We start from the raw sequence: 24,491 nt of genomic DNA, 5'->3' as shown, positions 1-24,491 counted from the left end.
CGGAGGTCTCACGCGCGCGACGTGCGCCGCACCCCGGCCCAGGCCCGGCGGACCGGAGCGCCGGGCGCGAACCGGACCGCCCAGGCCACCTCACCGACCGCGGCAGCGGGCCGGCGCAGGCGGACCGCGGAGCGCGCGGCTCGACCGGCGCTCCACCACGCGAACCGCTCGTTGGCGGCGAGCCGGTCGTCGTAGGCGAGCACGAGGTCGCGGCGGCCCGCCGCGCGCGCGTCGTCCCGGTGCCGGCGCAGGATGACGCGCAGGCTCGTCGCGAGGTCGCGGTGGGAGCGCGTGGTGTTCGACGTGTGGTGGCGGTAGTCCACGAGGACGTCGTCCACGAAGGCGAACGGCCCCCGCGCGGCGGCCTTCAGGACGAGGTCCATGTCCTCGCCCTGCCGATACTCCGGGTCGAAGCCGCCGACGGCGTCGAACGTCTCCCGACGGATCACGAGGTTCGGGAGCATGACGCCCGGTCCGCGGATCACGGCGCGCTGGTCGTCGGCGGCCCGCTGGTCCGCGGCGACGAGCTCGGCACCGCCGGCGTCGATCGTCCGCATCCCGCAGTAGCTCACCACGACGTCCGGCCGCGCGGCCATGACCTCGGCGTGGCGCCGCAGCCGGTCCGGGTGCCAGCGGTCGTCGTCGTCGAGGAACGCGACCAGCTCGCCGGAGGTCTCGGCGACCCCGGCGTTGCGCGCCGCGGACACGCCCGCGGCTGCCCGTCGCACCACGCGCGGCCGAGGAGACGCGACGTCCCGCGCCGCGTCCTCGACGATCCGGAGCAAGTCCGCCGGCTCGGGCGAGCCGTCGTCGACGACGACGAGCTCGGCGGCGGGGTACGACTGCGCGAGGACGGACGCGAGCGCCTCCGCGAGGAACGGCCCGCCGCGGTTCGTCGCCACGACGACGCTCACGCTCGGGAGGGCGGTGCCGTCCTCGTCCGTCTGCCGGACCTCGCCCACGTGCTCCTCCGTGTCTTCGCCGCGTCCCTGCCGTGTCGCCGTCCTGCGCGGCCACCGCACCCGGGCCGCGGACGGATGGGGTGAAATCGGCGGATTCCCGCGGGATCCGTGGCCTGCTGGGGGACAATCTCCCACATGAGGGTCCTTCGCGTCTCGCACAGCGCCGTGGTCGACGCCTGGCGCGAGCGCGAGCGCGAGCTGCGTGCGCGGGGGGTCGACGTCCGGCTGCTGTCGGCGCGCGCGTGGGACGAGGGCGGCACGACCGTCCGCCTCGTGCCCCGTCCGGGCGAGCCGGTGCGGGGCGTGCGGACGATCGGGTCGCACCCCGCCCTCTTCGTGTACGACCCGCTCCCCCTGTGGCGCGCGCTCGGGCAGGAGTGGGACGTGCTCGACGTGCACGAGGAGCCCTTCGCGCTCGCGACGGCGGAGGTCCTCCTGCTGCGCCGGCTGCGCGCGGTCCTGTCGCGTCGCCCCGCGCCGCCGTACCTCCTCTACTCGGCGCAGAACCTCGACAAGCGCTACCCGTGGCCGTTCCGGTGGTTCGAGGCGCGCGCGCTGCGCGGCGCCGCGGGCGTGTCGGTCTGCAACGACGAGGCCGGCAGGATCGTGCGCGCCAAGGGCGCCCGAGGGCGCGTCGAGACGGTCCCGCTGGGCGTCGACCCTGCGGTCTTCGCGCCCGACGCCGGTCGGGACGACCGCGCCCCGGATCGCCTCCGCGTGGGGTACGCGGGACGGCTCGCGCACCACAAGGGCGTCGACGTGCTCCTCGCAGCGGTCGCGGGCGACGACCGGCTCGACCTCGTCGTCGCGGGTGACGGCCCGGACCGCGTGGCGCTCGAGGAGGCGGCGCGACCGCTCGGCGACCGGGTCCGGTTCGTCGGCGCGCTCGCGGACGCCGACCTCGTCGCGTTCTACCGCTCGCTCGACGCGCTCGCCGTCCCGTCGCGCGAGACGCCCGGCTGGGTCGAGCAGTTCGGGCGGGTCGCCGTCGAGGCGATGGCGTGCGGCGTGCCGGTCGTGGCGACCCGCACGGGAGCGCTGCCCGACGTCGTGGGCGGCGCGGGCCTGCTCGTCGCCCCCGAGGACCCGGCCGCCCTGCGCGCCACGCTCGTGCGCGTCCGGGACGAGGACGGCCTGGCCGACCGCCTGCGTGCGGCGGGGGCGGAGCGCGCGGCGGCGTGCTCGTGGGCCGAGGTCGCCCGCCGCTACGCCGGGCTCTACCGGACGGCGGTCGACGGCGGGCCCGGCTCCGCGCGTGCGCGGCCGACCGACGAGCGCGACCCGTCCGCGGCCGTGCCGCCCGAGGTCGTCGTCGTCGCCTACGGCTCCCCCGCGATGGTGCGCGACGCGCTCGCCCCGCTCGCCGGGAAGTACCGGATCACGGTCGTCGACAACTCGTCCCTGCCCGAGATCCGGGAGATCACCGAGCTCGCGGGCGGGCGCTACCTCGACCCCGGCCGCAACGGCGGGTTCGCCGCGGGGGTGAACCACGCGCTCGCCCACCGCCAGGCGCCCGGCGCCGACGTCCTCCTCCTCAACCCGGACGCCGTCGTGACCCCCGAGGACGTCCAGGCCCTCCACCGCGCGCTCCACGCCGACCCGGGGATCGCGAGCGTGGGGCCGGAGCAGGTGGACGACGACGGCACCCGGGCGCGCGTGGTCTGGCCGTTCCCGTCCCCGGCGGCCACGTGGACGGAGGCCGTCGGGCTCGCGCGGCTGCGCCGGACCCCGGCGGAGCGCTCGTTCGTCATCGGCTCGGTGCTGCTGCTCCGCGCGGCGGCGCTCGACGACGTGGGCGGCTTCGACGAGCGGTTCTTCCTCTACGCGGAGGAGACCGACTGGGCGTACCGCGCGGTGCGGGCCGGGTGGCGGCACGCCGTCGTGCCCGAGGCGCACGCGCTGCACCTCGGCGGCGCGACGAGCAGCGACCCGAGCCGCCGCGAGACGCACTTCCACGCGTCGCAGGAGCGCTACCTGCGCAAGCACCACGGTCGCGCGGGCTGGGCGCTCGCGCGTGCCGGGGCCGTCGTCGGGGCGGCGGCCCGCTCCGTCGCGCTGCGCGGGGACGGTCGCGAGTCCGCGCGGCGGCGGTTGCGGCTCTACCTCGCGGGGCCCGTCCGCGCGGAGTCGGCGCTGTGACGCAGCGCGCCCCGCTCCTCCGGCGTCGGCCCGTCCTCTACCGTGCGCCGCGCATCCCCGGCGCGCTCGCCGCGCGCAGCCGGACCGTCGCCGGCTGGCTCCTCGGCGGAGCCGTCGTCGTCGCGCTCCTCGCGCTCCTCGGCTTCGTCGTCCCCGAGCTCCAGACGGCCGCGGTCGGGGGTGCGGTGATCGTCCTGATCGTGGGGCTCACCGCGTACGAGCCCGTGGCCCTGCCGATCCTCGCCATGCCCGCGCTCGTGGTCGTCCAGCGCGTCGGCGGCGGCGGGGTCGACCTCTCGCTCAGCGACTTCGCGCTGTTCGGCGCGTTCTGGTTCGCGCTCTTCTTCTCGCCCCGGCCGTTCTCGCGGCCCATGCGGGCGATGCTCTGGCTGTCGTTCGTCTACCAGGTCGCGACGCTCTTCACGGTGATCGTCAACCCCTTCAGCGCGAACGTCGTCGAGTGGTTCCACGCCTGGGTCTCGGTCGCGGGCGCCCTCGTCCTGGGCTGGGCCGTCGGCCGCTCGGGGCGTGCCCGGCTCGGCCTGACCCTCTTCCTCCTGCCCTGTCTCGCGATCGCGGCCCAGACGTGCCTCGTCGCGCTCCAGCAGCTCGCCGTGGGGAACACCGGCCCGGTGTACGTCGACTGGCCGATCGCGATGCACAAGAACTTCATCGGGTGCGTGCTCGCGTTCGCCGCCCTCACGGCCTACGCACGACCGTGGTGGGTCGGCTGGCCGCGCTGGTTCTCGCTCGGGGCGTTCTGGCTCTGCTCCCTCGGCGTGCTCGCCGCCCAGGCGCGGCAGGCGCTCATCGGGCTCGCGATCGGCATCATGCTCATCACGCTGCGGGGCGACCCCGACCGCAAGCGCTCGAAGCTCATCCTGCTCGCCGCGGTCCCGGCCATCTACTTCGTCGTGCTCGCCGTGCAGGAGCAGCTCGAGTCGGGGAACGAGTTCAACTCCGCGAACCAGCGGCTCACCTGGTACGCCGACTCGATCGACGTGTGGCAGCGCAGTCCCTGGGTCGGCATGGGGCTGCGGTGGTGGACCGCGGGCGTCACCGAGTTCGTCTTCCAGCCGCCCAACGTCGAGCTCGAGGTGCTGACGTCCGCCGGGATCGTCGGGCTCGTCGGGTTCCTCGTGCTGTTCCTCGGCGGGATGGTCGTGCTGTGGCGCATCAACCCGCGCTTCGGGACCCTCGCGTTCTCGATGCTCATGATGCGCTTCGTCCAGGGCCAGTTCGACCTCTTCTGGGTGTCCGTCCAGGTGACGGTGCCCTTCGTCATCGTGGGTGTGTGCCTGGGCGCCGAGGCGTACGCCGAGTCGCGGCAGCGCGCCCGCGACGTGACCGGTCGAGAGCTCCCTCTCGACGAGCTGCGATCCGTGCGGGAGATGGCCGAACGATGACCGACCTGCGGATCCTGCAGATCGCCCCGGAGATCGCCCCGGGCAGCGGCGTCGGCGGCGTCGCGCACCACCTGGAGGAGGCGTTCGAGCGCGCCGGGGTACCGACCGCGCGCTTCACGCTCGCCGACGCGCGCGGCACGTGGCTCCCCGAGCCCGGACCGGGCGTCCGGGGCCGGCTCGTGCTCCTCGCGCGGGTCGTGTGGTTCTCCACGGTCGGGACGGCCCTCGCCCGTCGCCGGGTCGCCCGCGAGCGCCGCGCGAGCCGGGGCGCCGGGGACGCGGTGGTCTCGATCTGCCACAACGACGTCCTCGCCGGCGACGTCTACGTCAACCACGGCATCCTCCGGGTCGCCATGCGGGCGCGCGGCGGGTACGCGTGGCGCATGGCGCGCAACCCGCTGCACCTCTTCACGGCCGCCCGTGACGCGGTCCGGTACCGGGGCCGCGCCCACCGCGTCGTCGTCAACCTCACGCGGTCCGAGCGCGACGCGCTGCGCAGCACGTACCCGCGGCTGCGCGCCCGGGCGGTCGTCATCGGCAACGGGGTGGACGTCGCGCGCTTCGCGCCGCCCACGCCAACCGAGCGTGCCGCCGCCCGGACCGCGGCGGGCGTGCCCGCAGGCGCCGTCCACGTGGTGTTCGTCGGGCACGAGTTCGACCGCAAGGGCCTCGACCTCGTGCTCGCCGCGGCCGCGGACCTGCCGGACGTCCACGTGAGCGTCGTCGGGGGGACGCCGGACATGCTCGCCGACGTCCGGGCGCGGGTCGCCCGCCTCGGGACGGCCGGCCGCGTGCACCTCGCGGGCCGCGTGCCCGACCCCCGGCCCTGGCTGCACGCCGCCGACGCCCTCGCCCTGCCCAGCGCGTACGAGGCGAACGCGCTCGTCGTCCTCGAGGCGCTCGCGTGCGGGGTCCCGGTCGTCGCGACCCCCGTGGGCTATGCGCCCGACGTGGTCGAGGACGGGGTCACCGGGTGGCTGGTGGACCGGACGGTCGAGGGCGTCCGGACCGGTCTCGCGGCCGTCGCCACCCTGGACGACGACGAGCGTGCCGAGGTCGCGGCGCGCGCGCGTGCCGCCGCCGTGCGGCACGACTGGGACGCCGTCGCACGTCGCTACCTCGAGCTCGCGGCGGCGCTCGCCGCCGCACGATCGGAGCCCCGCCCGTGAGGATCCTCCACGCCGTCCGGTCCGACGGCTTCGCCGGCGTCGAGCGGCACGTGGCGCGGCTCGCGCGCGCGCAGTCGGCCGCTGGCCACGACGTCGCGGTCGTCGGCGGAGCGCCCGACGGCATGCGCGCGACGGTGGACGACCCCACCGTCCCCCTCCTCCCGGCGGCCTCGACCGGCGACGTCGTGCGGGCGCTGCGCCGGCACGCGGCGACGGCGGACGTCGTCCACGTGCACATGACGGCGGCCGAGGTCGCCGCGGCCGTCGCGGCCCGCACGACGCGCGGGTTCCCGCCGGTCGTGTCGACGCGCCACTTCGCCCGGCGGCGCGGCACCGGGGCGCGGGGACGGCTCGTCGCGGTCGTCGCCGCGTCGTCGGTACGGGCCCAGATCGCCATCAGCCGGTACGTCGCGGACCACGTGGAGGGGGACAGCGTGGTGGTGCACCCCGGCGTGGCGGACCGTCCCGACGGGCGCGACGCCGCCGCGCGCGACGACGTCGTGCTGGTCGTGCAGCGGCTCGAGGCCGAGAAGCGCACCGACCTCGCGCTCGAGGCGTTCGCGGCCTCCGGGCTCGCGGGCCGCGGCTGGCGGCTCGAGGTCGCGGGCGACGGCGCGCAGCGGACGGCGCTCGAAGGCCTCTCCCGGTCGCTCGGCATCGAGGGCGCCACGTCGTTCCTCGGGGCGCGCGACGACGTCGACGCCCTCCTGGGCCGCGCGGGCCTGCTCGTCGCGCCGTGCCCCGTGGAGGGACTGGGGCTGAGCGTGCTCGAGGCGATGGCGAGCGGCCTGCCGGTCGTCGCGTCCGCGGCGGGCGGGCACCGCGAGACGCTCGGCGGGATCGACCCGCTCACGCTCTACCCCGCGCTCGACCCGGTCGCCGCGGGCCGCTCCCTGGCCGCGCTCGCAGCCGACCCCGAACGCCGCGACGCGTGCGCCGCCGCCGGCCGCGCCGCGCAGCGCGCGCGCTTCACGCCCGCGGCGCAGGTCGCCGGGACGGACGCGGTCTACCGCGCGGTGCTCGCGTGACGGCCGCCGCGGGCGCTGCGGGCGATGTGGGCGATGTGGGCGCGGGCGACGTCGTCGTCCTGTCGCTCGAGCGCTGGGACGACGTGTGGCGCCGCAACCAGTACCTCGTCGCGGAGCTGTGCCGCGCCGACCCGACGGCCCGCGTGCTGTTCGTCGAGCCGGCGGCCGATCCGCTCCACCGGCTCAGCCGGCGCGGCGTCCCCCGCCCCGGCCGCGGTCTGCGCGCCGCGCCCGCCGTGGACGGGATCGCCCCGGGGCGCGTGCTCCTCCACGAGCCGACCAAGTGGCTCCCTCGCAGGGTCGACCCGCGCGCGGACGCACGGCTCGCACGGTCGGTCGAGCGCGCCGTGGCCCGCGTCGGCCTGCGCCGCCCGGTGCTCTGGGTCAACGACCCCTCCGGCGCCGCGGTCGTGCGGCGCACGGGCTGGCCCGCGCTCTACGACGTCACCGACGACTGGCTCGCCGCCGACCGCTCCCCCGCCGAGCATGCTCGGCTGGTCGAGGACGAGGCGACGCTGCTGGAGCGGTGCGCCGAGGTCACGGTGTGCTCCTCGGGCCTGGTCGCGCGCAAGGGGGCGATCCGCGACGTGAAGCTCCTGACGAACGGCGTCGACCTCGACCGCTACCGCGGCGCGTACGACCGTCCGTCCGACCTCCCCGCCGGCCCGGTCGCGCTCTACGTCGGGACCGTGCACCCCGACCGGTTCGACGTCCCGCTGCTGCTCGCCACGGCCCGCGCGCTCGACGGGCGCGCCCGCGTGGTGCTCGTCGGCCCGGTGGTGGACCTCTCCGCCGCCGAGCACGCCGACCTCGCGCGCGCCGAGGTCGTGCTCCTCGGTCCCCGTCCCTGGACCGACGTTCCCGCCTACCTGCGCCACGCCGACGTCCTGCTCGTCCCACACGTCGTCGACGCGTTCACGGACAGCCTGGACCCCATCAAGCTCTACGAGTACCGGGCCGTCGAGCGGCCCGTGGTGTCGACGCCCGTGGCCGGGTTCCGGGACGATCCCGGGGTGCGGGTCGCCGTCGGCGAGGACTTCCCGACGGCGGTGCTCGCCGCGCTCGGCGACGCGGCGCCCCCGCGCGCCGACCGGCTCGCCACCGACCCGCCCGACGTCCCGACCTGGCGCGGCCAGGCCGCGCTCATGCGCGCGGCGCTGGCCCGGACACGGACGTCCAGACGTCCGTGAGCACCCGCGCCGTGCGCCCCACGGGGAACCTGCGGAGCGCCGACGCGCGCGCCCGGAGCGCGCGATCGCGGGCCGCGGCCGGGTCGTGCAGCACGTCGAGCAGCGCCGCCGCGATCGCCTCGGCGTCGCCGGGCGGGACGAGGAGCCCGAGCGGGTCACGTCCTTCCTCGGGGTCGTCGAGGATCTCCTCGACGCCGCCCGCCCGCGTCGCGACGAGCGGGACGCCCCGGACCATCGCCTCGACGACGACCTGGCCGAACGGCTCGGGCACGGGCGACGCGTGCACGCACACCGCCGCCCGGTCGAGCTCCGCCCGCGGGTCCGGCACGAAGCCGACGAGGTCGACGTGGTCGTCGAGCCCGAGCCGGGTCACCTCGGCCCGGACCAGCGCCGCGTAGTCCTCGGCCCCGAACGCCGGCTCTCCGACGACCCGCAGCCGCGCCGTCGGCACCGCGTCCACGACCGTGCGCAGCGCGCGCACGACCTCGAGCTGGCCCTTGGTCGGGCTGAGCCGTCCGACCATGACGACCACGGGCTCCGGGGCCCCGGAGCGGGCCGCGAGCGCGCGCTCGGCGCCCACCACCTGCTCCGGCGCGAACCCCGGGTACGCGACGGCCGTCACCACGGGCAGCGTCTCTGCCGTCGCGCGCGAGTTCGCGACCACCGCCGCGGGGATCCGGCGCGCCAGCCCGCGCACGACCCGGACGAGCGGTCCGGGCAGGTAGTCGGGGGCGATGCGGTCGTGGACGTGCCACACCAGCGGCCGCCGCGCGAGCGCCGCGGGCACGATCCCCAGGAGGTCGGCCTTGAGCGACGTCGTGTGCACGACGTCGGGCCGCAGGGCGCGCACCCGACGCACGAGCCGCCAGAGGAACGGGAGCGTCCGCAGGGCGCCCGTGAGCGTCGACGGCGACAACCGCCCGGCGCGCTCCCGGTCGGCGGTCACCACCGACGGCGCGAGCGCGACGACGTCGACCCGCACGCCGATCTCCTCGAGGCGCGCGCGCAGGGGGCCGTCGGCGAAGAGCAGGACCCGCACGTCCACCTCGGGCCCGAGCGCCGCGCACGTGCGCACGAGCGCGAGCTCCGCCCCGCCGAGCTCCGCGGTGTGGTCGAGGACGAGGACCCGGAGCGGCGGACCGCCCGGGGCGGTCACCACCGGAACGGGCGCTTGCGCTCGTCGGGCGCGGGCTCGTCACCGGTGTCGTCCGGTGTGGCCGGCTCGACCTTGCTCCACGCCGGCGAGAGCACGGCGTTCCGCTTGCCCGGACCCTGCGAGGCGCCGGGCGCGACAGGACCGTCGGGCGCCGTGGATGCGCTGCCGACGGCCCCGGCGGGCGGCGCGGCGCGCCCCGCGGCCTCGTCGACCGCGACCGCCGCCGCGGCGACCGACGCGCGTCGCGTGCCGACCGTGCGCGCGGCCTCGTCCCGAGCGGGCTCCTCCTCCGGCCGGCCGGACCGCGCCGGCCCGGAGGGCTCGGCGGGGGCGGGCGCCTGCGCCGCGGGGCGCCCGGTCGCCCGGGACGGGTCGGACGGCGCCGGCGCTGCGGCCCGTGCCTCGCCGGCGCCTGTCTCCTGCTCCGTGTCGTCGCCGTACGTGGACGCGTAGAGCATCCGCCGGTCGCCCGTGACCCCGGTGAGCGCGATGCCGAGCAGCGGGACGTTGCTGACGCGCAGCCGCTCCGTCGCCTCGGCGAGCACCGCACGGTCGGTACGTCCGGCCGACGCGATGAGCACGACCCCGTTCGCGTAGCCGCCGAGGATCGTCGCGTCGGCCGCGGCCAGGACCGGGGGCGCGTCCACCACGACGACCTCCGCGTGGTCGCGCAGGCTCCGGACGAGCGCCCGCGCGCGCTCCGTGGCGAGGAAGTCCGCCGGGTCCATCTCCTCCTCCGGCACCGGCATGACCCGCAGGTTCGGCACCGCCGTCGGGCGCAGCTCCTGATCCTGACCCTTCCCGTCCCAGTCGTCGGGGGCCGGGAGCATGCGGTCGAGCTGCGGGCGCCGCAGATCGCCGGACAGCGCCACCGTGCGGCGCCCGCTCAGCGCGAACGAGGCCGCGAGGTTCGCCGTGATGAACGAGCGCGGTGCCGACGGGTCGGCCGCCGTGACGACGACGACCGTGTGCTTCATCCCGGCCGTGGACACCTGCACCGCGGTGCGGAGCTCGCGGATCGACTCCGTGAACGGCGTCGCGACCTTGCTCGCGACGGGCAGGGCCTGGGTGTGCGTGAACTCCTTCTCCGCAGGCCGCGTGCCGTAGAGCTCCGCGAGGACCGGCGTGTCCGTGAGCCGTGTGGACTCGGCCGCGCTCCGGACCCGGACGTCGAGCCCCCGCCGGGCGAACGCCAGCCCGATGCCCGCCACGAGGCCCACGAGCAGGGCCAGCGCCAGCACCGTGAGCCGCGAGAGCCCGAGGGGCTCGGCCCCCGTCGCCGGTGCCGCGACCTCGCCCGGCACGGCGATGCCGCGCAGCGAGTTGATCTGCACGGTGAGCGCGGAGTAGTCGCCGACGATGATGTCCTGCTCGGCGAGCGCCAGCGGGTCCTCCGGGTCTGCCCCCAGCCGCTGGCGGACGCCCGCGAGCTGGTCGGCGAGCGCCTGGCGACGGGCCTCGAGCTCGGCGACCTGGTCGGCCTGGATCGTGACGAGCTGCGCCGCGTAGGCGTCCGCGAACGCGTTCGCCACCTCGACGGACCGCGCCTCCTCGGTCGTCGTGGCGTGGATCGCCACCGTCTTGGTCTCGCCGTCGACGTCGGCCGACACCTGGTCCGCCAGCTCGTCCGCCGCCTCGGGCTCGCCGAGCGCGGCAGCCGCGGCGGCCGCGACCTCGGGCGACGTCACGTCCTCGGCGTCGGTCACGACCGTGACCTCGACGAGCGACTCCCCGCCCTGCGCGCTCTGCACGCCGTAGAGCTGGACCGTCGCGGTCGCGCGGTACATCGTCTCCTGCCGGTCGACGTAGAACAGCGCGGCGCCGACCACGACGAGGATCGCGGCGAGCACGTAGTACTTGCCCGCCCAGACGGTGCGGAGGAACTCCCTGATGGTCATCGCTGCGCTCTCCCCCCACCGGGCCGACCCGTACCGACGGTGTGGCCCTGCTGCTGGGCCACCACGCCACGCAGCCGCGCGACGAACCGTTCACGGCCGAACGTCGCGACGTGCGCCGTGACCGCGTCATCATCCCACGTGCGCCCCGCCGCCACCTCGACGGCCTCGGCGACGAGGTCGGGCCGCGGCGCGTCGAAGAAGACCCCGTTGACGCCGTCCACGACCGTGTCGAGGTAGCCCCCGTCGCGCAGCACCACGCTCGGCCGACCGAACGCCCCGGCCTCCAGCGGCGAGAGCCCGTAGTCCTCGTACGACGCCGCGACGAGCGCCGACGCGTTCCGGTAGACCCAGCGCAGCGTCGCGTCGTCGACACGGCCGAGCAGGTGCACCCGGCCGCCCCCGCGCGCGGCCTGCGCCTCCAGCCGGGCGCGGTCGGGGCCGTCCCCGACGACGACGAGCTCACGCCCCGTCGAGAGCGCCGCCTCGACGACGACGTCGACGTTCTTGTACGGCAGCAGGCGTGCCACGCACAGGAGGAAGCCGGGCTCCACGCCGGGGACGGCACGCTCCTCGCCGTCGGGCAGCATCGCCGGCGGCGGCGCGAGCACCTCCGCCTCGATCCCGTAGGCGTCACGGATCGCGCGCTGCGTGACGGTCGAGTTGGCGAGGTAGACGTCCGCGCGCCGCGCGGCGGCACCGTCCCACCGGCGCAGCCCCGGGGAGAGGAGACCGAGCGCGGTCGCCGCGGCGCGCCGTCGGGCCCGGTGCGTCGCGGAGCCCTCGGACGGTCCGAGGTACCGGTCGCGCTGGTACAGCCACCGCGCCGGGGCGTGGCAGTAGACGACCGTGCGCCGCGCCCCGCGATAGCCGTGCGCCCACCCGGTGGAGGACGCGAGCAGGACGTCGGCCTCGACGCGCTGGCGGTCGACCGCGGGCGCGAGGAACGGGAGCGCGACCCGGTGGTGCCGCCGCAGCAGCGCGGCCCGGTCGAGGGCGGACGTGCGCAGGTCGAGCGAGCCGAACTCGGGGAACGTCCCGGCCGGGTCGTACAGCGTCGTGTACATCGGCGCGCCGGGGAACGCGTCGGCGAGCAGCAGCGCGACCCGCTCCGCGCCGCCACGCTGGGTCGCGTAGTCGTGCGCGAGCGCGACACCGTGGGTCATCGGTCCTCCCTCGCGAACGCAGGCAACCAGCCTAGGTCGGAGAGGCGGGCCGGAGAGGGGGACGAAGGGACCTCACCCGGGTGAAAAGGGGCGTCACGACGCGCTCGACGCGGCCTACGCCCTGGTGTGGAACTTCCCCTGGGCGGCGAGCAGGCCCTCGGTGAGCAGCATCTCGACGGCGTCCGCGGCGTCGTCGAGCAGGAACGGGAGCTCCTTGGCCTCGGGTCCCTTGAAGTCCTTGAGCACGAAGTCCGCGGTGTCCTGACGGCCCGGGGGGCGCCCGACGCCCCCGCGCACGCGCACGTAGTCCTTGGTGCCCAGGGCCTTGCTGATGTCGCGCAGGCCGTTGTGCCCACCCTCGCCGCCGCCGATCTTCAGCTTCACGGCGCCGAACGGGATGTCGACCTCGTCGTGGACCACGACGACGTGGTCCGGGTCGATCCCGTAGTACTTCGCGAGCCCGGACACGGGGCCCCCGGAGACGTTCATGTACGTCGTGGGCTTCGCGAGGACGACGCGCGGCCCGGGCCGTCCGCCCGGCAGCATGCCGATGCGGGCCTCGGCGACGGCGGCCTGCGCCCGCGGGTGGCGCGCGAACCGCGCGGCGGCGCGCCCCGCGAGGACGTCGAGGACCATGTGGCCCAGGTTGTGGCGGTTGCCCGCGTACGTCGGCCCGGGGTTGCCGAGCCCGACGACGAGCCACGGCTGGTCGGTCATGTCGTCCCTCGTCCTTCGTCCGGGTCCCGCCCCGGGCGGCACGCCGGCGGGAGGTGGTGCAGGTGGCGGTGCGGGCGCACGGACGCCCGGCACCGTCACGGTACCGGGCGTCCGACGCGGGTCGTCGTGGCGTCAGCCGACGACGGGGAGGGTCACTCCGCGGCGGCCTCGGCCGGGGCGGCGTCCTCGGCGGCCTCGTCCTCGGCAGCCTCGACCTTGGGCTCGCTGACGATGAGGACGTCGGCCGAGGCGTCCGTCACGAGCGTGACGCCCTCCGGCAGCGTGACGTCGCCCGCGTACACGACCGAGCCGGCTTCGAGGCCGTCGACGGAGACCTCGATCGCGTCGGGCAGGCGCGTCGCGTCCGCCTCGACCACGAGGGTGAGCTGCTCGAGCAGGTGGATCGTGCCGGGGACGGGCTCGCCGACGACGTGCACCGGCACCTCGACCTCGACCTTCTCGCCCTTCTTCACGATGAGGAGGTCGACGTGCTCGATGACGTTGCGGACCGGCTCGCGCTGGACGTCCTTGGCGATCGCGAGCTGGGCCTTGCCGTCGAGCTCGATCGAGAACAGCGCGTTCGAGTGCTTGAGCGCCATCATCGTCTCGTGACCCGGCAGGGTCACGTGCAGCGGGTCGGTGCCGTGGCCGTAGAGGACCGCGGGGATCTTGCCGGCGCGGCGGACGCGGCGGGCGGCACCCTTGCCGAACTCGGTGCGGGCCTCGGCGGCGAGCTTGATCTCAGACACGTGGATCACTCCTGGAAGAACGTTGCGGGCCGGCCGCCAGTGGGGAGCGGTCGGCTGTCCGGACGGTTGAGAGGGCCACCCGGACGGGCGGCTGCGTCGGCGCGGGACGAATGACGGGCGCGCAGGAGGACGACCGCCCAGTCGATAACGGAGATCCAACAGGTCTGGCTGACACTCGCGGTCCCGCGCCGCCGGTGTGCTCACCGGTCCAGCGCTGCCGGCCGTCAGACGTCCCTCGCCGAGGCAACCTGACTACTGTACCCGGGCTCGGCTCCCCGGCGAAACCCGCGAGGGAGCCTCGGAGAGGCCGATGTAGGAGCCGAAGACCCAGGGCCTCCGCTACTTCCCGGGCGCGGCGTAGAGCTGCGCCACCTCCGCGCCGCTCAGAGCACGGTCGTAGAGCCGCACGCCGTCGATGCGGCCCTTCATGGGACGAGTCCCGTCGGACTCGGCGCCGATGCCCAGTCGGAGTGCGTTGGTGCCGACGGCGGTCGGCCCGGCCTTCGACGCCTGCTCGACGCCGTTCACGTAGATCCGCATCCACGTGCCGTCGTAGGTGCCCACGAGGTGCACCCAGGTGCCGTCGGTCGGGTACGGCGTCGTGGTGTCGACGCGGTAGGTGTCCCCGGACGACGCGTGGTTGAACCGCAGGAACGCCGTCCCACCGTTCGCCAGACCCAGCTCGTACCCGTCCGTCACCCCCTGGGCGGCCTTCTTGAGCACGTACTGGGTCGCCTTCTGCTCGGGGCGCACCCAGGCCGAGACCGTCATCGGGCCGGCGAGGTCGAGGGCGTCCCGGTCGTCGACGCGCGCGAAGTCGTCGACGCCGTCCAGCCCCAGCGCCGTGCCGCTGAGGCCCGCCGCCCACGTCGCTCCGGAGCGCAGCGACGCCGTCGCGCCGGTGGTCGAACCGTCCGCCGCCGTGCTGCCCTGCCCTTCGTCGAAGCCCCACGCCCCGACCGCCCCCGCCGGGATCGCAGCTCCCGGGTCGGGCGTCGGGTCCGGCGCGGGCGTCGGGTCCGGCGTCGGAGTGGGGTCCGGGGTCGGCGTCGGGTCCGGGGTCGGCGTCGGGTCCGGGGTCGGCGTCGGGTCCGGGGTCGGCGTCGGGTCCGGGGTCGGCGTCGGGTCCGGGGTCGGAGTCGGAGTGGGGTCCGGGGTCGGCGTCGGGTCCGGGGCGGGCACGGAGCCGCTCGCCCCGGAGTAGAGCGTCGCGACCTCGGCGCCGGTGAGTGCGCGGTCGTACAGCCGCACGGAGTCCACGGCGCCCTTGGTGGCCCGCGTGCCGTTGGACTCGGCCCCGATGCCCAGCGGGAGCGAGCTCGTCCCGATGCTCGCCGGTCCGGCCTTCGAGGCCTGCTCGACCCCGTTCACGTAGATCCGCATGCGGGTGCCGTCGTACGTCCCGACCAGGTGCACCCACGTGCCGTCCGTCGGGTACGTCGAGGTGGCGTCGACCCGGTACGTGTCCCCCGACGACGCGTGGTTGAGCCGCAGGAACGGCTTGCCCCCGCTCGCGAGCCCGAGCTCGTAGCCGTCGGTCGTCCCCTGCGCGGCCTTCTTCACCACGTACTGCGTCGCGAGCTGCTCCGGCCGCACCCACGCGGCCACCGTCATCCGCGTCGTGAGGTCGAGGGTCGACGCGTCGGGCACGCGGACGTAGCCGGTCACGCCGTCGGACCGTACCGCGGTCCCGCTCCGGCCCGGGACCCAGGTGGCCGCACCGACCAGGGAACCGGTGTTCGCCCAGCCCGAGGCGTCCGCCGTCGAGAGCCCCTGGCCCTCGTCGAGGTCCCACGCTCCCACGAGCCCGTCCGGGGAGGTCACCGCCACCCGGACCGTCGCCGGGGCCGACCACTGCCCGCCGGCACCGACCCGGAACGTGAAGGAGTCCGCGCCCGCCGAGGCCCCCGGCGTGTAGGTGAACGCGCCGGTGGACGTGCTCGTCAGCGCGACCGTCCCGCGCGTGGGCGGCGTGACGACCTGGAACTGCGGGGTCGCGCCCTGGGGCACCGTGGCCGCGAGCGTGCCGGAGACCGGCTGGCCCAGCGCCGTCGTGACCGCGACGTCCTGCGCGACGGGGGCCGGCGTGGGCTGTGTCGTCCCGCCCTGGAACAGGGTCGTCACCTCGGCCGCCGACAGCGCCCGGTCGTACAGGCGGACCCCGTCGACCGCACCCTTGACGGGTCGGTAGCCGTTGCCCTCGGCGCCGATGCCCAGGGGCGACGTGTTCGTGCCGATGCTCGCGGGCCCCGGCTTCGACGCCTGCTCGACGCCGTTCACGTAGATCCGCATGCGCGTCCCGTCGTACGTCCCGACGAGGTGCACCCAGGTGCCGTTCGTGGGGTAGGACGACGTCGCGTTCACCCGGTAGGTGTCGCCCGAGCTGTCCTCGTTGAGGCGCAGGAAGGGCTTTCCGTTGCTCGCGAGCGCCAGCTCGAACCCGTCCGCGGCGTCGTTCGTGGCCTTCTTCACCACGTACTGGGTCGCGGCCTGCTCCGGGCGCACCCATGCAGCGACCGTGAGCCCCGTGCTGACGTCGAGAGCCGCCGAGTCCGGGACTCGGACGAGACCTGTCGCGCCGTCCGAACGCACGGCGGACCCGGAGACCCCGGGGACCCACGACGACCCGCCGACGAGCGTCCCGCCGTTGCCCCACCCGGAGGAGTCGGTGGTCACGAGCCCCTGACCCTCGTCGAGGTTCCAGGCGCCGACCAGACCGTCCGCGGACGACACGCGCACACCCACGGTGGCAGGAGCCGACCACAGTCCTCCGTTGCCCACACGGAACGTGAACGAGTCGAGCCCGCTCGCGGCCCCGGCGCGGTAGGTGAACGCGCCCGTGGTGGTGTCGAACGCCGTCAGGGTGCCCGCCGTCGGCTGCGTGACGACCTGGAACGTGAGGGGGTCGTCGGTCGTCGCCTGCGCGCCGAGCTTCCCGCTGACCGTGCCGCCGACCGTCGTCGCGACCGTCGAGTCCTGCGCCGTCGGTGCACCAGCCGGCGTCCAGGCGAGGCGCGCCGCACGCGCCGTCGTGGCCGAGGCCGCCATCACCAGCACCTCGCCGGGGACGTTCGACTTCGTCGCGGTGGCGTTGTTCCACGAGCCCTCGAGCACCGTCTCGGCCGCTCCGGAGAAGTCGGGAGAGAGCCGGGAGGTCTCCTTCACGAGGATGTCGTCGAGGTTGGTGCTGCGCGTGTACACGACGCGGAGACGGTCGGTGACGTCGTCGACGACGACGATGCCGCGCGTGCCGATCCGGTCGACCTCGTACAACGGGTCCCATGCGCCGTCGGGATGACGGACCAGGAGGCCGATGACAGTCTTGTCGGCCGAGTTGTACGACGTCTTCACGGCCGCGTAGAACGTCCCGTCGTCGGCCACGGCGACGTTGAGGTGGTCGTCCGCCATGCCACCGCCGACCGGGAGCGCGGACCCCGCCGCGGGGACCTCGTCGGCCGTCCACGTCGAGGGGGACGCGCCGTCGACGTGCGTCCGGAACCCGAACCGCTGGGTGTTCTGGTTGGACCACAGCACCCCGACCTTCTTGCCCGGCATCGCGGTGACGACGGCGATGTCGTCGTCCGTGATCCCCGACGCGACCGTGACCGGTGCCGAGAACGAGGCGTAGGGCGCGTCGCTCCAGCGCACCTGCACCTGGCTCGCCGTGTCCCAGGCGACCCACATGCGGCCGGTCGAGTCGATGTCGATGGTCGCGGTCTCACTGCCGGGTAGCGAGACGGCCGTCGCGCCGGCGCGCGCGGCCCACGGGACGTAGGTGTTCGACTGCGGGTCCCGCTGGATCGAGACGAGGGTCGTGGTCGGCCCGTGGAGCAGCACGTGCGCGACGTCGCCGACGGCCTTGACGTCCGCGCGCACGTCGGTGCGCTCGGAGATGCGCGTGACGTTCGTCCAGGTCTTGGCCACCGCGTCGTACCGCCAGACCCACGTGCCCGCGGGCGACGTGCTGGCCGACGCGAGCACGGCCCACCACGTGCCGCCCGCGGACCAGAGCTTGGACTGGGGCTTCTCGCCCGTGTTCCCCGTGAGGGGGATGCCGGTGGAGGTGACCGCCGCCGCGGCGGGCTCCTCCGGGAGCGCCGTCGCGGCCGGCGCGGGCGGCTGCCAGGACAGCGTCAGCAGCCCCGGGTCGGGCGACTTGGCGGTGACCTCGACGAGGTACTCCTCGCCCGCGGTCGCGTCGAAGGTCACCGACGAGGTGCGGACGTCGCCCTCGTCGTCGTTGGTCGCGACGGGGGTGCTCTTCGCCGAGCGCGGGTAGACCGTGAGCACGGTGTCGAGCTCGCTGCCGTGCGTCGAGAAGGTGATGGGACCGCTCGTCGGGGCCGTCCACCGCCACCACATCGACGAGGCGGACGCGTCCGGACCCTCGGGACCGGACTGGTCGGGGGCGAAGTTCGCCGCGACCTCCTGGCCGACGGCGCCGCCGATCGCGACGCTCTCGTCCGCCGCGTCGCCGACGACGTCGGTGAGCTGCGAGGTGCCGGCACCGCCGGGGACCCCCGGGAGCGCCGCCCCGATGCCCACGAGCGCGAGCGCGCCCGCGACCGCACCGGCGGTCGCGACGAACCATCGCCGACGCGTGACCCCGGACGGTCGAGGATCCTGTGTGGTGTGCGGCATGTGGTGCGTCCTGCTTCTCGCGTGTGTCCGTCGAGACTGCGGCGACACCGCGTGACCGCCGCCCCCTGCACGCACCCTCAGGCGAATCGAACCACTCGCGGAGCCCGCAGGGCGACCTCCTGACCGGAAGTTCACCCGCCACGGGCGTCTCGCACGACCGGTTGGTGCCCCCTGTCCGTCATTTCACCCCCACGGCCCGGCCGTCCGGCACGCCCGGCGGAGTAGCGTGGGCCGACACCCAGACCGTCTCCTACGGAGGACCTCGATGCGCATCTCGGTGGTCGGTTGCGGGTACCTCGGCGCCGTGCACGCGGCCAGCATGGCGTCCCTCGGGCACGACGTCGTGGGCGTGGACGTCGACGCCGACAAGGTCACGGCGCTCACCGCGGGCCAGGCCCCGTTCTTCGAGCCCGGGCTGCCCCGCCTCCTCGAGCAGGAGGTCGGGGGCGGCCGGCTGTCCTTCACGACGGACGTGTCCCGGGCGGCCGGGGCGCGGGTCCACTTCGTCTGCGTCGGCACGCCGCAGCGACAGGGCGAGTACGCGGCGGACCTGCGCTACGTGGACGCCGCGGTCGAGTCCCTCCTGCCGCACCTGTCCCCCGGCGACGTCGTGGTCGGCAAGTCCACCGTGCCCGTGGGGACCGCCGCGCGCCTCGCCGCGCGCGTCCGTGAGGCGCAGCCCGCCGCGCGCCTCGTGTGGAACCCGGAGTTCCTCCGCGAGGGTCACGCCGTCCAGGACACGCTCCACCCGGACCGCCTCGTGTACGGCGTCGAGCCGGGCGACGACGGCACCTCGGAGCGCGTCCTCGACGAGGTGTACGCGAGCGTGCTCGCTGACGGCACGCCGAAGGTCGTCACCGACTTCGCGACGGCCGAGCTCGTCAAGGTCGCGGCGAACTCGTTCCTCGCGACGAAGATCTCCTTCATCAACGCCATGGCCGAGCTGTGCGAGGCGACCGGGGGCGACGTCACGGTCCTCGCGGACGCGATCGGGCACGACGCCCGCATCGGGCGCAGCTTCCTCAACGCCGGCCTCGGGTTCGGCGGCGGGTGCCTGCCCAAGGACATCCGCGCGTTCATGGCCCGGGCGGGCGAGCTGGGCGTCGACCAGGCGCTGTCGTTCCTGCGGGAGGTCGACTCCATCAACATGCGCCGACGCGTGCGCATGGTGGACCTCGCGCGCGAGGTGTGCGGCGGGTCGATCGTCGGTCGCAACGTCGCCGTCCTCGGCGCCGCGTTCAAGCCCGACAGCGACGACACGCGGGACTCCCCCGCGCTCAACGTCGCGATGCAGATGCACCTGCAGGGCGCGCACGTCGTCGTCACGGACCCCCGCGCGGTGGAGAACGCGCGGCGTACCGCGCCGGAGCTCAAGTTCGCGGCGACCGTCGAGGAGGCGGCGCAGGAGGCCGACGTCGTCGTCCTGCTCACGGAGTGGCGCGAGTACCGCGACCTCGATCCTCGCGCGCTGGGCGAGCACGTCGCGCACCGGCGCGTCCTGGACGGCCGCAACGCGCTCGACCCCGCCGTCTGGCGCGACGCGGGCTGGACGTACCGCGCGCTCGGGCGCCCCTGACTGCGCGGCCACGACGGCGACGTCTGCCGGCCACGCGCCTCAGCTCGTTGCCGCCGCCGTCGCCGCGACCGTGGCGCCCACGAGGATCGCCGCGGTGACCTCCTCGACGTAGGCGCGCACCGCCTCGCTCGCCCAGCTCTGCCGCGCGATCTCCCGCGCACGGGCGTCGACGGCGCGGCGCCGCGGCCCCGTCGCCTCGTGCCCGGCGTCGGCCACGGCCGGTGCGCCGGGCGCCCCGCCCGCCGCGAGCACCCGGCCCGCCTGCCCGGTCGCCGCGAGGATCGCGACCAGGGCGGCCGTCCGCAGGTCCGGCGCACCACCGTCGACCAGGACGCGCCACAGGTCGGCCCGCACGCCCTCCTCGTGGCGCGTGTCCGCCGCGGGCCAGCGCGTGGTCGGGAAGATCCCGAGCACGCGGCCCTCCTCACGTCGCAGGACGCCGCGCTCGGCGAGCGAGGCGATCGCGCGGGACGCCGGCCTGAGCTTCGCGAGGGGCGCCACGAGCGCCTTGGGCTTCGACCCCTCGCGCGACCGCACGACGGTCAGCGCCTCGTCGAGCAGCGCGTTGCCGGTCGGGGACGCGTCCCGCACGACGATGCGGCCGATCCGCCCGCCGTCGCCGTTGCCCGCGAGGTCCGCGCGCCCCAGGAGCGCCAGCTCGACGAGGAGCGCCCCCGCGGCGACCTGCTCGCGGTACGAGGCGTCGACGACGGCCTTCCCGGTCACGTCGTCGAGCGTGAGCAGCAGGTAGTCCTCGAGGATGAGCATGGTCCTCACGCTACGGCGCGCACCGGCCGGGGACACCTGCCTTTTGTCATGGCCGAGGCGTGCGAGGCGCACGGTCGCCCGCCGCGCGACGTCAGTCCGCGAGCTCCCAGCGGACGGTGACGCTCGCACGGACCTCCTGCGTGCCCGGCTCGACGACGAGCGCGTCGCTCGCGGCCTTGGCAGCCATCAGGCGCGGCACCGGGCCGGGCCCGCCGACGTCCTCGCGGACCTCCACGACCGGGCCGAGCGAGCGGCCCGCGAGCCGGGCGTACTGCTCGGCGCGCGCACGGGCGTCGGCGAACGCGGCGTCGCGCGCCGCGACGGCGAGCGGGCCGGGGTCGCCGACGGCGAGGCTCGTCGAGTCGAGTCGCGCGACGGGCCCCGCCGCGTCGAGGGCGGCGCGGACGATCTCGCCGCACGCCGCGACGTCGCGCACGGTCGCGCGCAGGGTGAGCCGTGCCGTCGTGCGCGGGCCGTCGTCGCGCTGCTCCGTCCACGTCGACGTCTGGGACGTGCGCACGTCCGCGGCGTCGACGCCCGCCGCGACGAGCGCGTCACGCGCCGCGGCGAGCCCCGCGTTCGCCCGGTCGAGGGCCTCCTGGACGCCGGGCGCGCTCGACTCCGCGCCCAGCTCGACGACCGCGACGTCCGGCGCCGCGGTCACCGCCCCCTGACCGGTGGTCGTCACTCCTGAGCCACCCACACCGACCACCTCTCCTGACCTTCCCCCGTCGCGTTCTCGACCGGCGCCCACCGTACGGTCTCCCGTCCCCACGCGCGCGGGGACGTCACAGGCTCGAGTCCTCGGCGCTCCCTCCTCGACAAGGGGCACCGCGCCCTCGCCGGTGCCCAGGCCCGGTATGGAGGAGTGCCGTCATGATCACGACACCTGCGTCCCTGACGACCGGCGCGGGCACGCCGTCGCCCGGCGAGCTCGAGGACGGGTGGGACGCGTTCTTCGCGGACGTCGTGCGCCCGTTCGCGGAGCTGGTGCTCCCGTTCCTCGCGGTCCTGGCAGCACTCCTGATCAGCGCACGCTTGCTGACCCTGCTTCCTCTGCCCTGGCGCACGGCGAGCGCTCCCGACCGGCAAGGGCACGGCCGCCTGGGAGTCGCCCTGTGCGTCGTGGCTGCCGCGCTCATGACCGTCGTCCCCGCGTGGGGCCGAGCGGTCCTCGGGGCCACCGACGAGGCGGCGGAGGCGGCCGCGCGACCGCGCACGACCGCGATCGTTCTCACGACCGCGGCCGTCCTCGCCGTCGCGGGGGTCCTGATCCTCGCCAACTGGGTCGCGACACGCCTCCGCCTCACCGTGGTCGCGACCGGGAGCGACGGTTCGGCGGCACCCGCCCGAGCAGCGCACATCGCCGCGCTCGTCGGAGACCTGGGCGCGCGCCCGTCACGAGGCGTCGAGATCCCGAGAGGTTCCGACGTCTCTGGCCTCGGGGACGCCGTCGCGGCGGTGCCGGGCGGCTCGTGGGCCGCAGCGGTCGTCACCCTGGTCGAGTCGCTCCTGGGCTCGGCCCCGTGGCGCGTGCTCGTCGACGAGAAGTCGGACGGCGTGGTCGCGGTGGTCGTGACCCGGAACGGTGTCCAGGTCGCGTCGGCCCCGGTCGACCGGAGCACGTTCGGCCTCGGCGAAGGCGTGGACGCGCACCGCTTCTCGGCCGCGGTGGTCCTCACCTCGCTCGCTCGCGCGTACCCGACCGAGTTCGACGGGCTCGCCGGCGCGACCGACTGGCGCAGCCTCGGGCTGCACTACGTCGCCACGACGGACCTCCGGCGCGACGAGGCCGCACAGCGCGAGGCGCTGGCCCAGGCCGTCGACCTGGACCCGGGGAACTGGCTGGCGCAGCTCGCCTACCGCAACGTCCTGCACCGCCACGAGACGAGACCGGACGTGATCCGCGCCTACCGCACCTGGCTCACGCACCACCTGTCCGGTCCGGCCGCGAGCGGGTACGCGACGACACCGGGCGAGACGACCCCTGCACTCGGTCCGGACACCCGCTACACGTCCCTGCGGCTCCGCGCGCTCTACACCCGCGCGGCGCTCGCGGTGAACGAGCACTTCGCCCGGACCCTCGTGACGCGGCCCGCAGGCTCGCCGCAACCCTGCTTCGCGACGAGCGTCCAGGCCGACCTCGACGAGCTGGCCGGGGAGCTGAACACGTTCGCGGTACCCGCGGAGCGTCAGGTGGACGACGACCTGGCACGCCTCGTCGCGTCGCTGCGGTCGCTCGCGACCCCGCTGTTCGAGCTCGGTCGCGCGCACGGGGTCGCGGTGAGGCAGCTGGTCGTCCCGCCGGCGGACGCACGCGTCACCGTCGCGCTGAGCCCGCGGGTGCACTACAACCGCGCGTGCACCCGCGCCACCCTGCCCGCGCCGGACTTCGACGACGCGACGGCGGCGCTGCGGCTCGCCGTCCCCGAGCCGGACCTCCGGTCGTGGCTCTACGACGACCCCCAGCTCGCCGACTACCGAAAGAGCGAGCAGTTCCGCCAGGAGTTCGGACGCCGACCCGCGACCGACCTGCTGTGCCTCGACCTGTTCGAGCGGTATGGGGCGGCGCTCCGCACCGCCGGCCTGGGCACGCCGCAGGCGCTCGCCGCGGCCAGGCCGCGGGTGCTCGAGGTCATCACCGGGTCGCCACGGCACGAGGCCACGGCGATGCACGCGCTCGCCGTCATGCACAACACCTTGGCGGCGTCGTGCGACGGGATCGCCGTCGAGGTGCTGCGCTACCTCCTGGAGCGCGGCGCGGCGAACCCCGCCGCGCTCCAGGAGCTCGACGACCCGTCGCGCGCCGCGCTGGCCGCCACGATCCTCCAGGTGGTCGGCAGCACGGTCGACGTCGACCTCGACGCGTCCACCACCGCCGCGGTGACCGCCTGGCTCGCTGCGCCCTTCGGCTGAGCCGACAGTCGCCCGTCAGCTGTTGCCGTCGAAGAGCGAGGTGACCGACCCGTCGTCGAACACCTCGCGGATGGCGCGCGCGACGAGCGGCGCGATGGAGAGCACGGTGAGCTGCGGGAACTGCTTGTCCGCGGCGATGGGCAGCGTGTCCGTGATGACGACCTCGCTCGCCCCGCACTCGGAGAGGCGCTGCGCCGCCGGGTCGGACAGCACGCCGTGCGTCGCCGCCACGATGACCGACCGCGCCCCCGCGGCGAGGATGACGCGCACCGCCTCGGCGATGGTGCCGCCGGTGTCGATGAGGTCGTCGACCAGCACGCAGTCGCGGCCCTCGACGTCGCCGACGACGCGGTTGGCGACCGCCTGGTTCGGGCGCGTCACGTCGCGTGTCTTGTGCACGAACGCGAGCGGCCCGCCGCCGAGCTTCGCGGCCCACTGCTCGGCGACGCGGATGCGGCCGGCGTCGGGCGAGACGACCGTGACGTTCGACGTGTCGACGCGCGTGCGCACGTAGTCGGTGAGGATCGGCATCGCCCACAGGTGGTCGACCGGGCCGTCGAAGAAGCCCTGGGTCTGCGCGGCGTGCAGGTCGACGCTCATGAGGCGGTCCGCGCCCGCGGCGGTGAACAGGTCGGACATGAGGCGGGCCGAGATCGGCTCGCGGCCGCGGTGCTTCTTGTCCTGGCGGGCGTAGCCGTAGAACGGCTGGACGACCGTGATGGTCCGGGCCGAGGCGCGCTTGGCCGCGTCGACCATGAGCAGCTGCTCCATGATCCACTGGTTGATCGGCGCGGTGTGGCTCTGGAGGATGAAGACGTCGGCGCCGCGCACCGACTCGCCGAACCGGACGTAGATCTCGCCGTTCGCGAAGTCGTACGCGGTCGTGGGCAGCAGGTCGATGCCCAGCTCCCGCGCGACGTCGTTGGCCAGCTCGGGGTGCGCGCGCCCCGAGGCGAGGACGAGGGACTTCTCCCCGTTGCCGGCGATCGTGCTGCTCATACCAGTGGGTTCCT

Annotated in this window: 17 protein-coding genes; 7 read left to right on the top strand and 10 right to left on the bottom strand. The window is 75.5% G+C overall.

Features of this window, described 5'->3' with window-relative positions:
* Positions 1–8: 8 nt before the first annotated feature.
* Positions 9–962, bottom strand: a complete 954-nt coding sequence (locus tag ABRQ22_RS03450) for a glycosyltransferase family A protein (protein WP_353708589.1) — start codon at positions 960–962, stop codon at positions 9–11.
* Between the two features lie 135 nt (positions 963–1,097).
* Between ABRQ22_RS03450 and ABRQ22_RS03445 the strand changes: the two genes are divergently transcribed.
* The 5 genes from ABRQ22_RS03445 to ABRQ22_RS03425 are packed head-to-tail and all read left to right on the top strand — an operon-like array spanning position 1,098 to position 7,894.
* A complete protein-coding gene (locus ABRQ22_RS03445; protein ID WP_353708588.1) occupies positions 1,098–3,101 on the top strand; it encodes a glycosyltransferase in 2,004 nt (667 codons plus the stop codon).
* Complete coding sequence (locus ABRQ22_RS03440; protein WP_353708587.1) at positions 3,098–4,507, top strand: O-antigen ligase family protein; 1,410 nt, start codon at positions 3,098–3,100, stop codon at positions 4,505–4,507. Before ABRQ22_RS03445 ends, ABRQ22_RS03440 begins: the two co-directional genes overlap by 4 nt.
* A complete protein-coding gene (locus ABRQ22_RS03435; RefSeq protein ID WP_353708586.1) occupies positions 4,504–5,676 on the top strand; it encodes a glycosyltransferase family 4 protein in 1,173 nt (390 codons plus the stop codon). The genes ABRQ22_RS03440 and ABRQ22_RS03435 overlap by 4 nt, the downstream gene beginning before the upstream one ends.
* Positions 5,673–6,704 carry a glycosyltransferase family 4 protein gene (locus ABRQ22_RS03430; protein ID WP_353708585.1) on the top strand — a complete coding sequence of 344 codons (1,032 nt, stop codon included), beginning with the start codon at positions 5,673–5,675 and terminating at the stop codon, positions 6,702–6,704. Before ABRQ22_RS03435 ends, ABRQ22_RS03430 begins: the two co-directional genes overlap by 4 nt.
* The gene (locus tag ABRQ22_RS03425) at positions 6,701–7,894 is read left to right on the top strand and encodes a glycosyltransferase (RefSeq protein WP_353708584.1); all 1,194 of its coding nucleotides are present in this window, start codon (positions 6,701–6,703) and stop codon (positions 7,892–7,894) included. Before ABRQ22_RS03430 ends, ABRQ22_RS03425 begins: the two co-directional genes overlap by 4 nt.
* On the opposite strand, the gene ABRQ22_RS03420 is transcribed toward ABRQ22_RS03425, so the two are convergent.
* The 6 genes from ABRQ22_RS03420 to ABRQ22_RS03395 all read right to left on the bottom strand — a co-directional run bounded on the left by ABRQ22_RS03420 (position 7,848) and on the right by ABRQ22_RS03395 (position 18,218).
* Entirely contained in the window at positions 7,848–9,050 is a 1,203-nt protein-coding gene (locus tag ABRQ22_RS03420) for a glycosyltransferase (RefSeq protein WP_353708583.1), read from the bottom strand. The genes ABRQ22_RS03425 and ABRQ22_RS03420 overlap by 47 nt on opposite strands.
* Entirely contained in the window at positions 9,047–10,948 is a 1,902-nt protein-coding gene (locus ABRQ22_RS03415; protein WP_353708582.1) for a hypothetical protein, read from the bottom strand. The genes ABRQ22_RS03420 and ABRQ22_RS03415 overlap by 4 nt, the downstream gene beginning before the upstream one ends.
* A complete protein-coding gene (locus ABRQ22_RS03410) occupies positions 10,945–12,111 on the bottom strand; it encodes a glycosyltransferase (RefSeq protein WP_253052895.1) in 1,167 nt (388 codons plus the stop codon). Before ABRQ22_RS03410 ends, ABRQ22_RS03415 begins: the two co-directional genes overlap by 4 nt.
* Before the next feature lie 114 nt (positions 12,112–12,225).
* Entirely contained in the window at positions 12,226–12,828 is a 603-nt protein-coding gene (pth, locus tag ABRQ22_RS03405; protein ID WP_253052893.1) for an aminoacyl-tRNA hydrolase, read from the bottom strand.
* Positions 12,829–12,980: 152 nt separating this feature from the next.
* Entirely contained in the window at positions 12,981–13,577 is a 597-nt protein-coding gene (locus ABRQ22_RS03400) for a 50S ribosomal protein L25/general stress protein Ctc (protein ID WP_253052891.1), read from the bottom strand.
* A gap of 339 nt (positions 13,578–13,916) precedes the next feature.
* On the bottom strand, positions 13,917–18,218 hold the full coding sequence (locus ABRQ22_RS03395) for a LamG-like jellyroll fold domain-containing protein (RefSeq protein ID WP_353708581.1): 4,302 nt from the start codon (positions 18,216–18,218) through the stop codon (positions 13,917–13,919).
* A gap of 265 nt (positions 18,219–18,483) precedes the next feature.
* Between ABRQ22_RS03395 and ABRQ22_RS03390 the strand changes: the two genes are divergently transcribed.
* Positions 18,484–19,794: a UDP-glucose/GDP-mannose dehydrogenase family protein gene (locus ABRQ22_RS03390; RefSeq protein WP_353708580.1), complete on the top strand. Its 1,311-nt coding sequence runs from the start codon at positions 18,484–18,486 to the stop codon at positions 19,792–19,794.
* Between the two features lie 39 nt (positions 19,795–19,833).
* Here the strand turns inward: ABRQ22_RS03390 and ABRQ22_RS03385 are convergent, their stop codons facing one another.
* Positions 19,834–20,562, bottom strand: coding sequence for a GPP34 family phosphoprotein (locus tag ABRQ22_RS03385; protein ID WP_353708579.1), 729 nt, complete (start codon positions 20,560–20,562; stop codon positions 19,834–19,836).
* A gap of 91 nt (positions 20,563–20,653) precedes the next feature.
* The gene (locus ABRQ22_RS03380) at positions 20,654–21,250 is read right to left on the bottom strand and encodes an SIMPL domain-containing protein (RefSeq protein WP_308202310.1); all 597 of its coding nucleotides are present in this window, start codon (positions 21,248–21,250) and stop codon (positions 20,654–20,656) included.
* Positions 21,251–21,438: 188 nt separating this feature from the next.
* On the opposite strand from ABRQ22_RS03380, the gene ABRQ22_RS03375 reads away from it, so the two are divergent.
* Positions 21,439–23,478, top strand: a complete 2,040-nt coding sequence (locus ABRQ22_RS03375; protein ID WP_353708578.1) for a hypothetical protein — start codon at positions 21,439–21,441, stop codon at positions 23,476–23,478.
* A gap of 15 nt (positions 23,479–23,493) precedes the next feature.
* On the opposite strand, the gene ABRQ22_RS03370 is transcribed toward ABRQ22_RS03375, so the two are convergent.
* Positions 23,494–24,477: a ribose-phosphate diphosphokinase gene (locus ABRQ22_RS03370; RefSeq protein ID WP_253052885.1), complete on the bottom strand. Its 984-nt coding sequence runs from the start codon at positions 24,475–24,477 to the stop codon at positions 23,494–23,496.
* Positions 24,478–24,491 lie beyond the last annotated feature (14 nt).

Origin of the sequence: Cellulosimicrobium sp. ES-005, assembly GCF_040448685.1 — a bacterium.
In the GTDB taxonomy this organism is placed as follows: Bacteria; Actinomycetota; Actinomycetes; order Actinomycetales; family Cellulomonadaceae; genus Cellulosimicrobium; species Cellulosimicrobium cellulans_G.
Note: the sequence above shows the minus strand (reverse complement) of the source record. Positions and strands in the feature narration are given on the sequence as shown.

Coding starts and splice junctions, on each gene's coding strand:
- ABRQ22_RS03445 (WP_353708588.1), top strand. CDS start 1,098: ATGAGGGTCCTTCGCGTCTCGCACAGCGCCGTGGTCGACGCCTGGCGC.
- ABRQ22_RS03435 (WP_353708586.1), top strand. CDS start 4,504: ATGACCGACCTGCGGATCCTGCAGATCGCCCCGGAGATCGCCCCGGGC.
- ABRQ22_RS03415 (WP_353708582.1), bottom strand. CDS start 10,948: ATGACCATCAGGGAGTTCCTCCGCACCGTCTGGGCGGGCAAGTACTAC.
- ABRQ22_RS03410 (WP_253052895.1), bottom strand. CDS start 12,111: ATGACCCACGGTGTCGCGCTCGCGCACGACTACGCGACCCAGCGTGGC.
- pth (WP_253052893.1), bottom strand. CDS start 12,828: ATGACCGACCAGCCGTGGCTCGTCGTCGGGCTCGGCAACCCCGGGCCG.
- ABRQ22_RS03395 (WP_353708581.1), bottom strand. CDS start 18,218: ATGCCGCACACCACACAGGATCCTCGACCGTCCGGGGTCACGCGTCGG.
- ABRQ22_RS03390 (WP_353708580.1), top strand. CDS start 18,484: ATGCGCATCTCGGTGGTCGGTTGCGGGTACCTCGGCGCCGTGCACGCG.
- ABRQ22_RS03385 (WP_353708579.1), bottom strand. CDS start 20,562: ATGCTCATCCTCGAGGACTACCTGCTGCTCACGCTCGACGACGTGACC.
- ABRQ22_RS03375 (WP_353708578.1), top strand. CDS start 21,439: ATGATCACGACACCTGCGTCCCTGACGACCGGCGCGGGCACGCCGTCG.
- ABRQ22_RS03370 (WP_253052885.1), bottom strand. CDS start 24,477: ATGAGCAGCACGATCGCCGGCAACGGGGAGAAGTCCCTCGTCCTCGCC.